General features: G+C 62.4%; 10 protein-coding genes, 1 tRNA gene and 1 pseudogene. 11 read left to right on the forward strand and 1 reads right to left on the reverse strand.

Going from position 1 to position 13,318, the window contains the following annotated elements; all coding sequences use genetic code 11:
- Positions 1 to 33: 33 nt before the first annotated feature.
- Positions 34 to 1,128, reverse strand: coding sequence for a transglutaminase-like domain-containing protein (locus tag CS1GBM3_RS08700; protein WP_139247979.1), 1,095 nt, complete (start codon positions 1,126 to 1,128; stop codon positions 34 to 36).
- Between the two features lie 225 nt (positions 1,129 to 1,353).
- Here CS1GBM3_RS08700 and CS1GBM3_RS19515 point away from each other — a divergent pair, with 225 nt between their 5' ends.
- From CS1GBM3_RS19515 to CS1GBM3_RS08760, 11 genes and pseudogenes are all read left to right on the forward strand, one after another.
- Positions 1,354 to 1,815 carry a hypothetical protein gene (locus CS1GBM3_RS19515; RefSeq protein WP_139247860.1) on the forward strand — a complete coding sequence of 154 codons (462 nt, stop codon included), beginning with the start codon at positions 1,354 to 1,356 and terminating at the stop codon, positions 1,813 to 1,815.
- Between the two features lie 75 nt (positions 1,816 to 1,890).
- A complete protein-coding gene (gene fdnG, locus CS1GBM3_RS08715) occupies positions 1,891 to 4,971 on the forward strand; it encodes a formate dehydrogenase-N subunit alpha (protein ID WP_139247861.1) in 3,081 nt (1,026 codons plus the stop codon).
- A 12-nt stretch (positions 4,972 to 4,983) separates the two neighbouring features.
- Entirely contained in the window at positions 4,984 to 5,886 is a 903-nt protein-coding gene (gene fdxH, locus CS1GBM3_RS08720) for a formate dehydrogenase subunit beta (RefSeq protein ID WP_072394588.1), read from the forward strand.
- Positions 5,883 to 6,572: a formate dehydrogenase subunit gamma gene (locus CS1GBM3_RS08725; protein WP_244534600.1), complete on the forward strand. Its 690-nt coding sequence runs from the start codon at positions 5,883 to 5,885 to the stop codon at positions 6,570 to 6,572. The genes fdxH and CS1GBM3_RS08725 overlap by 4 nt, the downstream gene beginning before the upstream one ends.
- Before the next feature lie 154 nt (positions 6,573 to 6,726).
- A complete protein-coding gene (gene fdhE, locus CS1GBM3_RS08730; protein ID WP_072394590.1) occupies positions 6,727 to 7,644 on the forward strand; it encodes a formate dehydrogenase accessory protein FdhE in 918 nt (305 codons plus the stop codon).
- Positions 7,645 to 7,660: 16 nt separating this feature from the next.
- Positions 7,661 to 9,103, forward strand: a complete 1,443-nt coding sequence (selA, locus tag CS1GBM3_RS08735; RefSeq protein ID WP_072394593.1) for an L-seryl-tRNA(Sec) selenium transferase — start codon at positions 7,661 to 7,663, stop codon at positions 9,101 to 9,103.
- On the forward strand, positions 9,090 to 9,890 hold the full coding sequence (locus tag CS1GBM3_RS08740) for a tetratricopeptide repeat protein (RefSeq protein ID WP_072394596.1): 801 nt from the start codon (positions 9,090 to 9,092) through the stop codon (positions 9,888 to 9,890). Before selA ends, CS1GBM3_RS08740 begins: the two co-directional genes overlap by 14 nt.
- Positions 9,887 to 11,761 (forward strand): annotated as a pseudogene (gene selB, locus CS1GBM3_RS08745) (selenocysteine-specific translation elongation factor); the annotation flags it as partial. The gene CS1GBM3_RS08740 and the pseudogene selB, both read left to right, overlap by 4 nt.
- 66 nt (positions 11,762 to 11,827) lie before the next feature.
- Positions 11,828 to 11,923: transfer RNA gene (locus tag CS1GBM3_RS08750), tRNA-Sec, on the forward strand.
- Positions 11,924 to 11,943: 20 nt separating this feature from the next.
- Positions 11,944 to 12,405, forward strand: coding sequence for a hypothetical protein (locus CS1GBM3_RS08755; RefSeq protein WP_072394598.1), 462 nt, complete (start codon positions 11,944 to 11,946; stop codon positions 12,403 to 12,405).
- A gap of 337 nt (positions 12,406 to 12,742) precedes the next feature.
- Positions 12,743 to 13,276, forward strand: coding sequence for a Crp/Fnr family transcriptional regulator (locus CS1GBM3_RS08760; protein ID WP_072394601.1), 534 nt, complete (start codon positions 12,743 to 12,745; stop codon positions 13,274 to 13,276).
- The last annotated feature ends 42 nt before the right edge of the window (positions 13,277 to 13,318 follow it).

Below are 13,318 nucleotides of genomic sequence, written 5' to 3' on the forward strand. Positions count from 1 at the left end.
CGGTGCGGCGTCGGTCTCTCGCGGGAGGCGGCGTTAGATGGCGAGCTCGCGCGCCGTGATCGCGTACGTGAACGTGTCCGCGTCGAGGCAATCGAGCAGCATGCCGCGAACCTCCGCCTGCGGATACATGAGGAAGCCGAGCTTGGGTGCCTGGGAGCCCGGAAGGGCGATGTCGTGGGCGGTGTTGTAAGCAAGCCAGTTGCCCTCCCACGATCCGAAGAGCGCGGACCGGGCCTGCACGACCTTGTCGTCGGTGAGCGGCAGATTTCCCGGCGGCTCCTCGAGAATGACCTTGCGCACGTCGGCGGGATCGGCGGGAACCCATCCGAAGTCGGCAAGAAAGACCTCGGCGCGGCAATGCTGGGCCTTGGTGACGACCTCGTTCTTGGTTCCGAGGCTCCTGTAGCCGAACTCCGAAGGGGCCACTCGCAGGCCATAGATGTCTCTGGCCGGTAGTCCGGCGGCGCGGGCGAGGCCAACGAATAGCGCGTTGAGATCCGCGCATTTGCCACCGAGGTTGCCGGATTCCAGCATGCTTGCGACGTCGCCAAGGCCACATCCGCGCGTCGCGGGATCGCGGTAGGTCGCTTCCACGATCCACCCGTATATGAGCTGTGCCTTATCGAGATCGCTCTTGGCGCCCGCGGTGAGCCGGTCCGACGTCTCCTTCACGATGCCGTCAACCGGAATAAGTTCGGTGGCGGCGAGGTAGAGTGCGCGCTCGGCGTCAGAGAGAGTGTGCGGGCCTGTAGGCTTCGTGAGATCGACCGCGCGGCTCTGCGTGGCGAACGTGCTCTTGATCTCGACAACGGGTGCGTTCTCGCCTTCCGCCCACACGACGTGCAGCATCTCGGCGTCGTATTTGGGATCCCTGACGATCTCGGCGGTCTTCGCGTTGGTCTCCCAGGTGCTACCCGCGGGCTTGAACCAGATCGGATCCGAAAATGCCGGGAGCGGGATCCAGCCCTGCATGAAGCCGGTCGGTTCGGCAATTGTCACACGGGTCACAAGTTCAAAGTTGCGCCACGTACCCGGCCGCGGCGCGAACGCGGCGTGCACCGGCACACTTGGAAATGCCGCGAGCACCGAGATGGCGGCACCGGCCTTCAAGACATCGCGTCTGCTCAAACTCATTAGACGGCCTCCCTTGTACGATCTGTCATTCGGAAATCGGGCAGATGGGCCGCAGCGCGCTCGATTTCACTGCCCAGGTCAGCAATGGTCCAATCGAGAAAGCCGGTCGCGGAAAGCTCCATGCCGTCGACGGCCCACGGCTTGGAAGCCGTGCCGCCCGAGTCCCCTAGGACCGGACACCTTACGGACGCTTCCTTCAGGATACCCGGCGCCCAGGCTATGACCTTGCCGAGTTTGACGGCTCGAAGCCGGACCTCATCGCTGCGTTTTGCACATGTCGCGGCCAACGACACGCCGGGCCTAGCAGGAGGGAAAAGCCTCTCCGCTATTGCCGAGGGAGAGATTGATCTGAAAACGGAGAAAGCCGGGATGCGAGAAAATAAAAACTGTATTTTCTTAGTCAATAATAAGCGCACCACTCCCGGGGTTGAATATCCAAGAGGCCTGCGAATGTTGCCCCGAACCTCGGGAGCGCGAATGCAGATCATTGAACAAAAAATAGACCCGCACGCCGTTGCGGTCAATCTTGGGTGTTCATCCGCGGCCAACGACAGGATGCAGCAGCCATGCTCATTTTCTTTCTCGCGCGTCCGCGCCTATTCCACGCTTGGATTTGGGGGAAATTTCGCACGCCGCTCCTTGTGCCCTAAACCGATTGCACTAATTGGTACTTTAGCGTGACACGATGTCCTGTGACTTGAGTTCGGTCGGCTTCTTTGGAAATCCCGTAGGGGCAGCAGTGGAGGAGGCGCATCCATGAACATCGAGGTCTCTCGCCGGCATTTTCTGACGCTGGCAGGGGCAGGTGCGGCGGGGTCGGCAATCGGGGCTTTGGGCTTTGGAGAGGCAGAGGCCGCAGTGGCGGCATATGTCAGGCCCTATAAGCTCGCAAAGACCACGGAAACCCGAAACACGTGTCCCTACTGCTCCGTTGCCTGCGGCATCATCATGTACAGCCGCGGCGACCTGAAGAAAGGCGAAAAAGCAGAAATCATCCACATCGAGGGCGATTACGATCACCCGACCAACCGCGGAACACTGTGCCCGAAGGGCTCTGCGCTGCTCGGTTTCGTCAAGTCCGAGACGCGCACGAAATATCCGTTGGTGCGCGCCCCGGGCTCCAACGAGTGGAAACGGGTGTCATGGGACGAGGCGCTCGATCGCATCGCTCGTCACATGAAGGACGACCGCGATGCTAACTTCGTCTCCACCAATAAGGACGGCGTAACCGTCAACCGGTGGACGACGACAGGCTTCCTCGCGGCGTCTGCGACGACGAACGAGACGGCCTTCATGACCTACAAGGTGGTCAGAAGCGCCGGCATGTTGGTGTTCGACAACCAAGCCCGTGTCTGACACGGCCCGACGGTGGCCAGTTTGGCTCCGACGTTTGGCCGTGGTGCGATGACCAACTCCTGGACGGACATCAAGAACACGGATCTCGTTGTTATTATGGGCGGCAATGCCGCCGAAGCGCACCCTTGCGGCTTCAAGTGGGTGACGGAAGCGAAAGCGAACCGCGGCGCGAAGCTCATCGTCATCGATCCGCGCTTCACGCGATCGGCGTCGGTCGCCGATTACTATGCCCCGATCCGCCAGGGAACGGACATCGCGTTCCTCCTGGGAGTGATCAACTACTGCATCAATACCAACAAGGTGCAGTGGGAGTACATGAAGGCATTCACCAATGCGACCTATCTGGTGAATCCGGAATTCGGCTATCAAGACGGCCTGTTCACGGGCTACGACGAAGCCAAACGCGACTACGACCGTGGCACCTGGGAGTACCAAGTCGGCGAGGACGGATTCGTCAAGGTCGACGAGACTCTGCAGGACCCGCGCTGCGTCTGGAACCTGCTGAAGGAGCACGTCAAGCAATATACGCCGGAGCTCGTGTCCCGCATCTGCGGCACGCCTCAGGACAAGTTCCTGAGGATCTGCGAGATGATCGCCGAGACGTCAGCGCCCGACAAGGTCATGACGTCGATGTACGCCTTGGGCTGGACCCAGCACTCCAAAGGCTCGCAGAACATCCGCACCATGGCGATGCTGCAGCTCATCCTGGGCAACATCGGCGTTCGCGGCGGCGGCATGAATGCTTTGCGCGGCCACTCCAACATCCAGGGGCTGACCGACGTCGGACTGATGTCGAACATGCTGCCGGGCTACATGACGCTGCCGATGGAGAAGGAGGCGGACTTCGCTGCCTACATCGAGAAGCGCACTTTCAAGCCGATCCGCCCCGGTCAGATCAGCTATTGGCAGAACTACAAGAAGTTCTTCGTCAGCTTCCAGAAGGCCATGTTCGGCGCGGCGGCAACGGCGGAGAACGATTTCGCGTTCAACTATCTGCCGAAGCTCGATGTGCCGACCTACGACATCCTTCGCGCGTTCGACCTCATGTATCAGGGCAATATGAACGGTTACATCTGCCAGGGCTTCAACCCGCTGATGTCATTTCCGAACAAAGCGAAGATAAAGGCGGCGCTCGGCAAGCTGAAGTTCCTCGTCGTCATGGATCCGCTGCAGACGGAAACCGCCCGCTTCTGGGAGGACTACGGCGAGTACAATCCGTCCAACCCGACCAACGTCCAGACGGAAGTCTTCGAGCTGCCGACGACCTGCTTTGCCGAGGACGAGGGCTCGCTGACCAACTCCTCACGCTGGCTGCAGTGGCACTGGCCCGGCGGCACACCTCCGGGCGAGGCCAAGACCGACGTGTGGATCATGGCGCAGCTCTGGAAACGTCTCGTGGCCCTTTATGAGAAGGAAGGCGGACCGTTCCCGGACCCGATCCTGAAACTGCACTGGCCCTATACTGATCCGGACGATCCCCCTTCGGCGGAGATCGCAAAGGAGATCAACGGATACGCGGTTGCCGATGTCTTCGATCCTGCTGATCCGAGCAGGAAGCTGGTCGAGAAGGGCAAGCAGGTTCCGGGCTTCGCGGCCTTGCGCGATGACGGTACTACGGCGTGTGGCTGCTGGGTCTACTCGGGATGTTTCAACGAGCAGGGCAACAATATGGCCCGCCGAGGTACGGACGATCCGGATGGCACAGGTGCCTATCTGAACTGGGCATTCGCCTGGCCTGCTAACCGTCGCATCATTTACAACCGTGCGTCGGCCGACCTCGCGGGCAAGCCCTGGGATCCGGAGCGCAAACTCCTTGAGTGGGATGGCGAGAAGTGGACGGGCTACGACGTGCCCGACATCCCGCCGACCTCAAAGCCCGGCGAGGTGATGCCTTTCATCATGAACGCGGAAGGCACGTCCCGCCTTTGGGTTCGCGACCTGATGAAAGACGGACCGTTCCCGGTTCACTACGAGCCGTTCGAGAGTCCGGTTACCAACGTGATCGCGCCGATGATCCGGGGCAACCCGGCGGCCCGCGTCTTCAAGGGCGACATGGAGGCATTTGGCGACGCCTCCAAGTTCCCGTATGCAGCCGTCACCTATCGCCTGACCGAGCACTTCCACTTCTGGACCAAGCACGTGCAGGTCAACGCGATGCTGCAGCCAGAGCCAATCGTCGAGATCTCTGAGGAGCTTGCCAAGGAGAAGGGCATCGCCAAGGGTGACTGGGTCCATGTGTATTCGAACCGCGGCGGGCTCAAGTGCAAGGCGGTGGTCACTAAGCGCATCAAGCCGTTGATCTGCGACGGCAAGACCGTGCACGTCGTCGGTGTTCCCATCCATTGGGGCTTTACTGGCGCCGCCAAGAAAGGCGCGGGCACCAATTCGCTCACTCCGTTTGTTGGCGACGCCAACATCGAGACGCCGGAGTTCAAGGCGTTCCTCGTCAATATCGAGCCCAGCTCCGGGCCGGTGGCATAGGGAGGACAGGCGATGGCACCGTTCAAGCCATTTGACGTCGTCCGTCGCTCGGCTTCGGTGACAGCCGCGCCACCCAGGGATCGCGACGTCGAGGTCGTGAAGCTGATCGACACGTCGAAGTGTATCGGCTGCAAGGCCTGCCAGTCGGCGTGCCTGGAGTGGAACGACAAGCGTGAGGAGGTCGGCATCAACGTCGGGGTCTACGACAACCCGCACGACCTGACGGCGAACATGTTTACGCTTATGCGCTTCACGGAGTGGGACAACCCCGACACCGGAAACCTCGAGTGGCTGATCCGCAAGGACGGCTGCATGCACTGTGAGGACCCCGGCTGCCTTAAGGCCTGCCCCTCGCCCGGCGCGATCGTGCAATACGCCAACGGCATCGTGGACTTCATCCACGAGAACTGCATCGGCTGCGGCTACTGCGTGAAGGGCTGTCCGTTCGACATTCCGCGGCTCTCGCAGGTCGATCACACGGTCTACAAATGCACGCTGTGCTCCGACCGCATCGCCGTGGGCCAGGAACCCGCCTGCGCCAAGGCCTGCCCGACGCACTGCATCACCTTCGGAACCACGGAGGAAATGCTGGCGCTCGCCGACGAGCGCATCGAGGACCTCAACTCGCGCGGCTTCGACAAGGCGGGTCTCTACAATCCGCCGGGCGTCAGCGGCACGCACGTGATGTACGTTCTGCATCACGCGGACAGGCCGCACATCTATGCCGGCCTTCCGGACAATCCGCGCATCAGCCCGATCGTGGAGGCCTGGAAGGGGGTCGGCAAGTATGCGGGCATCGCCGTGATCGCGCTCACGGCCCTCGCCGGCGTGGTCCACCACCTGCTGCAGGGGCCCAACCGCGTCACCGACGAGGATGAGGAGCACGCAGACCAGCTCGCGGGAGATGAATCGTGAGCGAGAAGCACGGACACATCCGAGTGCATCGCTACTCGGGCAGCGCCCGCATCAACCACTGGATCGTGGCAATCACCTTCGTGGGTCTTATGATCAGCGGGCTATCGCTGTTCCATCCGAGCCTGTTCTGGCTGACTGGATTGTTCGGAGGCGGCCAGATGGCGCGCTGGCTACACCCATGGCTGGGTCTCTTGCTGGCCGCGGCGTTCTTTGGCTTGTTTGTGCGGTTCGTCTCGCAGAACCTGCCAGAGCACACTGATTGGGTCTGGCTCGCACGCATCCGCGACGTCATGGCCGCGCGCGAAGATTACCTGCCAGAGGTCGGCAAGTACAATGCGGGCCAGAAATTCGTGTTCTGGTCGCAGACCGTCCTGATCTCGACGCTGCTCATCACCGGCATCGGCCTCTGGCCGGCGGCGATGGCGAACATCGAGACGGTGCTCGGCTTCAAGGCCTCAATCGATCAGCTCCGTTGGGCGGCTGTTATCCATGCCACCGCCGCGGTTCTGGCGATTGCGATCTGGATCTTACATGTTTATGCGGCGATCTGGGTGCGCGGAACGTTTAGCGCTATGATCCGAGGAACGGTGACGGGCGGCTGGGGTTGGCGTCACCACCGCAAGTGGCTCAGGAGCGAAGTCGAGAAGGGTGAGATCGATCGGGACGCGCCCCCGACGCCGCGCTAGGATACGATCTGCAGCACGTCCGAGCCCGGTGTCGGGCACAGGGCTCTGGTATTACGCCGTCATCATGCTCAAATAAGAGGTTGTGCGTGACTGACCGCGGTCGACGCCGTCACGCACGCGGATAAATCGAGTTTCATCCTCGGTCGAGGTGCTCATGTCCGAAACCAAGGCGCCCAAGAATGGCTTGATGGATATCGGCAAAGAAGCCGTTCCGACCTTCGTCGTGCGGCCGGAGCCCGCGCTCCTGTTTGACGCCCGCGCGAAGCGCTTCCGGTCCCTCGCCGTCGATCACCCGCTGGCACCCTATCTCTCGTTCCTCGCTGACCTCACCCAAGCCCAACACGACATTCAAGCGAACCTGGCACCGGTTGCCCTGCCCGACCCGGAGGACATGGAACGCGCGCTGGCGAACGACATGCCGCCCTTGCCGGCGCCCGGGCTCGCGCTCGATGACACCGCAACACTGACGGTCAAGCGCCTGTTCGAGCGGATCGCCGATCTCGCAGTGCCGCCGCCCACGGCGACCGCGCGCGACACGCTATTGAAAGCCGATGCCGATCAGCGCAAAGCGATGGCGGTGGATGCCCTTACGACGCCGGCTCCGCCCGACGAGATCGCCCTCCGTGTGTTGGTCCTCGCCGGCCTGCAGGTCCATTTCGCGCGGCTCGCATCATTGCTCGACGCCAGCCGTTTGAAGCGTATCACTGATGGTGTTTGCCCGGCCTGCGGCAGCGCTCCAGTTTCAAGCTCCGTCGTCGGCTGGCCGAAAGCGCACAACACGCGCTTCTGTACCTGCTCGCTCTGCAGCACGATGTGGCATGTGGTGCGCGTGAAATGCGTGCTCTGCAGCTCGACGGAAGGCATCAGCTATCAGACCATTGAGGGTTCCCCCGATACGGTCAAGGCCGAGTGCTGCGACAGCTGCCAGCGCTACGTGAAGATCCTCTATCAGGTCAAAGATCCGGCGTTGGACGCGATGGCCGACGACGTCGCCACGCTCGGCCTCGACATGGTGCTGGCCGAGAACGGCTGGCAGCGCGGCGGCGCCAGCCCGTTCCTGCAGGGTTATTGAAGAATAGGGATCACGCATGAACGAAGCCCGTCCCGAGCGAACAAAGCGACCACCTCCCGTAGATCAGGTGCTGCGCACTGATATCGGCACGGTTGCCAGCGAGCGCTTTGGGCATCCTGCGACCGTTGAAGCCATCCGGCGGACACTTGCCTGCCTGCGCGCGAGTTCGCAGACGCATACCAACGTCCTGTACGACGCAGATGCGATCGCTCGACAGGCATCCGCGCTGCTTGAACGCGAGGACCGGTCGAGCATACGGCGTATCTTCAATCTCACTGGAACGGTGCTGCACACCAACCTCGGACGCGCGATCCTTCCCGAAAGCGCCATCGCCGCGGCCGTGGAAGCCATGCGCTTTCCGGTCGCGCTCGAGTTCGATGTCGAAGGCGGCGCACGCGGCGAGCGCGACGATCACGTGCGCGGCCTCATTCGCGAGCTGACCGGCGCCGAGGATGCCGCGATCGTTAACAACAACGCCGGCGCGGTGCTGCTCGTGCTCAACACCTTCGGCGCGGGCCGGGAAGCAATCGTCTCACGCGGCGAATTGATCGAGATTGGCGGCTCGTTCCGCCTACCCGACATCATGGCGCGCGCCGGGGCGCATCTCATCGAGGTCGGCACGACCAACCGCACGCATCTGCGCGATTACGAGGATGCCATCACCTCCGACACCGGCCTCATCATGAAGGCACACACGTCGAACTTCGTCATTCAGGGCTTTGCCAAGTCGGTTCCGGCTTCCGAGTTGGCGACCCTTGCCCACACCCGCGGGTTGCCGCTCATCCATGATTTGGGATCCGGCGCGCTGATTGATCTCAGCCGCTTCGGCCTGGCCTCCGAGCCGACGGTGCGCCAGGCGCTTGCCGAAGGGGCGGGCCTTGTGACGTTTTCGGGCGACAAGCTGCTCGGCGGCCCACAGGCGGGACTCATCGCGGGCGCGCGCGATCTCATTGCACGGGTCGCGAAGAATCCCATGAAACGGGCACTGCGCATCGACAAGATCCGCCTTGCCGCGCTTGAAGCGGTCCTCAAGCTCTACCGTAACCCCGATCGCCTTGCAGAGCATCTACCGACGGCCCGCTACTTTGCCAGGACGAAGCCCGAGATCGCCGCCATCGGCGCCCGATTGCAGGAAGCTGTCGCCACGGCCGCGGGCGCAAACTATGTCGTCACCGTCGCCGACTGCACGAGCCAGATTGGCTCGGGCGCGCTGCCGCTCGAGAAGCTCGCGAGCGCCAGCATCACCATCAGGCCGCGGGATCGCAAACAAGGCGGCCGCCGCCTCACCGCGTTGGCAGCGGCGTTTCGTAGTTTGCCAATCCCCGTCATCGGCCACATCGAGGACGGAGCCCTGATCTTCGACATGCGTTGCATGGACGACGAGGACGGTTTCCTGGCGCAGTTGCCGGAGCTCAGCGATGTGCCCGCCCCCAAGGATGAACCGAATGTTCTGGCGTAGTTCCAAAGCAGTGTCTCTTGGGGACAAGAGCGCATCAATCACGGCCCCTTTGGGCGATGCTGAGGGCGCGGCCCTCCGCGACGACTACGACACGGCCCTCGAAATCTGGTCGCGTCTGGCTCATGCGGGGTCGGCGCGCGCGCAAGCCGAAATCGGCCGATGCTTCGTCGAGGCCCATGGTGTCGAGCGCAATCCGGTGCTGGCGCACGAATGGCTCACACTTTCCGCTCGCGGCAACGATCCTTTGGGACAGCGCCTCCTCGGAGAATTCTATTTCAACGGCGAGAACGGAGCGCCGGACCGATCGATTGCCGAGGAATGGTACGCGCGTGCGGCAAGACAAGGCGAGCCATATGCACAGGACATGCTGTCCTGGCTGCTAGCAGAGAGCGAGCACCGCAAGCCCGACTATGCGGAGGCCCGCCTATGGGCGCTGAAGGCGGCCGAGCAGGGCATCGTGCCGGCCATGGTGCGCCTCGGAAACTTCTATCACAACGCCCTCGGTGTCGAACGCGATCCCGCAACCGCTGCAGCGTGGTGGCGGAAGGCCGCCGAGCGTGGTGACGCTGATGCGCAAGCGATGCTGGGCGCCTCCTACCAAATTGGCGCCGGCGTTCCCCGCGACTCGGCTACCGCGCTTGCCTGGCTCACGCGGGCGCGACAGGCTCACAGCAAGCTCGCCGACCGCTTTTATACGGCTGTCCGCAATGGCTGTACGGAGGAAGAGCGCCGCGAGGCCGAGTGCCTGGCTAACGCGCCACATCCCTCCGAAGGTGATGCGTCATGATTGTCGGCACCGCGGGCCACATCGATCACGGCAAGACCACGCTGGTCCGCGCACTCACCGGCATCGATACCGATCGACTGAAGGAAGAAAAGGAACGGGGGATCTCGATCGATCTCGGTTTCGCGTACTGGCCGCGCCCATCCGGCGCCATCATCGGCTTCGTCGATGTCCCTGGCCACGAGAGGCTCGTCCATACGATGCTCGCCGGCGCGACGGGCATCGATTTCGTGTTGCTGGTGGTCGCCGCCGACGACGGCGTGATGCCGCAGACGCGCGAGCATCTGGCGATCATCGATCTTCTCGGCCTCAACCGCGGTGTGGTCGCCCTGAGCAAATGTGATCTGGTCGACCCCGATCGTGTCCGGGCAGTGACTTCTGATATCGCTGCGCTGCTCGTCGGCACTGGCCTCGAAGATTCGGAGGTCGTCCCCGTTTCGGGCGTGACCGGCGAGGGCCTGGATGCGCTTGTCGAGCAACTCGATGCGGCATGCGCCGACGCGCCTCTCCGCTCCGCTGACGGTCGCTTCCGCCTCGGCGTCGATCGCTGCTTCACTCTGAGCGGTCTCGGCACGGCGGTCACCGGCACTGTTCTCTCCGGCAGCGTTCGTGTTGGCGATCAGGTGACCGTTAGCCCATCCGGCCTGAATGCACGGGTCAAATCAATCAATGCGCACAACCGACCTGTGGAGCAGGGCGTGGCGGGCCAACGCTGTGCACTCGTATTGAGCGGTCCGAAAATTACAAAGACAATGGTGCACCGCGGTGATGTGGTCGTCGATCCAACGCTTCACGCGCCGACGACCCGGATCGACGCTACGCTGCGGATCCTCGCGTCGGAGCCGCGCCCCATCGGACAGTGGTTTCCCGTCAAGGTGCATCATGCGTCCTCGGAAGTCCCGGGTCGTGTCGTCATCCTCAGCGATGCGCCCATTGCCCCTGGAAGCCACGATTTCGCGCAGCTCGTACTGGAGCGGCCTGTCGCAGCGGCAACCGGCGATCCGTTCGTTATCCGAGATACGTCATCGAGCCGTACGGTGGGTGGCGGCCACTTCCTTGACCTGCGCGCGCCCGAGCGACGGCGCCGCACGCCCGAACGGAGAGCGCTTCTCAACGCGTTGGCCGAGAGCGACCCTGCTCGCGCCATTGACTTGCGTCTCAAGGGCGAGGGTGCCCGCTGCGATCTCACAGCCTTCTGCCGCGATCGTGCGCTCCGCGCCGACGCCGCCGAAGCGATCGTGTCGGATCTTGGATTGGTTACACTGACGCTGTCCGGAAATGTCGTCGCCATGCGACCGGAATGCTGGAACTGCTTCCGTGACCAAATCGGTCGTTCGCTCGACGATTTCCATGTGGAGCGGCCCGATCTCCCGGGTCTTGCACTCGAGACCTTGCGGAGATCGACCAAGCCTCAGTTCCCTGCCGCACTGTTCGTGGTCGCGCTGCACCAGTTGATCGATGCAGGGGAAGTTGCCTTGGATCGCACCTGGGTTCGTCGGCCTAGTCATACCGTCACCTTCTCGGCCGAGGACGAGGAACTTTGGGCGACAATTGCTGGCCGACTCGCGCCTCAGCCTTTTCGACCGCCGCGCGTCCGCGATATCGCAAGGGCCATAGATGTCGATGAGGTCATCGTTCGGCGCGTCATGCGCATGGCGGCCCGGCGGGGCGATATCGAGGAAGTTGCGCACGATCATTTCTTCACGCGCGCCAGCGTGGAAAGCATGGCTGCCATCGCGATCGACGTGGCCCGAATTTCGCCAACCGGAAAATTCACCGCCGCTGAATTCCGCGACCGTCTCGACAACGGTCGCAAGGTTGCGATCCAGATCCTCGAGTTTTTTGATCGTCACGGCTTCACGATGCGCCGGGGCGACTTGCGCCGGATCAATCCGGCCCGTATCGAATTCTTCGCGCCATCGCCAATATCACAACAACACGGAGGAGTCCCGTCCCCGGTGGGGCGACCGGTCTTCAAAACCGGGTGGGGCTGTCAGACGGTCTCAGGTGGGTTCGACTCCCATCCTCCTCCGCCAAATCCTCGCGAGACCCGTCAATGATGCCGGCCGCCGAGAAGCTGGTCACCGATTTTGAAGCTGCCGCCGAGGCCGCCCGCGATGCCGAGGCGCTTCTGCGCAAGTCCATGGCCGAGGAGATTGCCAGAGCCGAGCGCCGGCGCGCCTTCGCGTTCCGGCGGGCACGGCTCATCCGGCTGCTCGTCGCAGGCGCGACAGGGGCAGAGACCGAAGAGGCCGCCCTTGCCCAGCAATCGCGGGTGATCTGCGCAGACCTCGGCTTCAGTGTCGACAACCCGGCGCACGTGGAAATTCTTGACCGGCTCGAGCCTGTCGGCAAAGCCGTCTGGCAGTGTGTGTGCACCACCGACGATCAGATGGATGCGGCCACCGCGAACGATGCGCTTCACAACTTCGAGGCGTGGTTCGAGAACGCCCGCGGCCAATCGTTCTACGTGCTCTTCGAGCGTCCTGCTCCCAAAACGCCGCTCGTCGATTTCTGACGTCCGCAAATAGGATCGAGTTGCCCCCTCCACAACATAGAAGTCAACCAGACCAAACGGCTGCAATTAGCCCTGAACACCATCAGACTGACGGCGGGTTTCGCACCATCTCCCGATCAGCAGAAGGCCGAACCGATCTTCCGGCACGGTGATGGATACCGTCCACTACATCGGTCAGCTTGGCATTACCGGCATGATCCGGGCAGATGCAGAACGTCCAATATCAAGTGAATCTCAGACCCGTTACCGAATCATAGCTTGGTGATTGGGGAGCGGATACCCAACGTGCTAAACTGACGTGCGGCAGATCACAGTCACAACGGCTCTGAGGTGCGCCATGCAAGATGCGCGGATTGAACTCCTGCAGCGAATGCCAATTTTCGGCGGCATCAAATCGGAGATACTTCAGTTCTTGCTCGGCGTGTGTCCAATAGTAACGATGCCTACGAACGAGTTCTTTTTCCGGGAGCACGACGAAGGCGACTCGATGTTCGTTCTTGAGACCGGCAAAGTTGCTGTTCTGAAATCCTGGCGCGGACAGGAATACCTCCTCCAATTCCTGAAGGAGGGAGATTGCTTCGGGGAGATGGCAGTAATGGACCACTGCCCACGTAGCGCCTCCGTCCGTGCGGTTGAAACTTGCAGCGCAATCCGAATTTCAGCCGCCAACCTCTATCAGGTGTACGCGCAGGATCTGAAGCAGTTTGCGCTGATACAAATGAACATGGGCCGGGAAGTCAGCCGGCGGCTCCGGGAGGCGGATAATCTCTTGTTTAGCGCCAAGATGGGGGAACCCTTGGCGGACAGTCGCTCAACGTACGATCCCACGCCGGACACCTTGAGTGACGTTGGATGGCAATGGAAATGCTAGTTCGATCCACGAGCGCATACGGCGCTAAGGCGTTCTTGGACG

It is taken from the genome of Hyphomicrobium sp. CS1GBMeth3, from assembly GCF_900117455.1.
GTDB lineage: Bacteria > Pseudomonadota > Alphaproteobacteria > Rhizobiales > Hyphomicrobiaceae > Hyphomicrobium_C.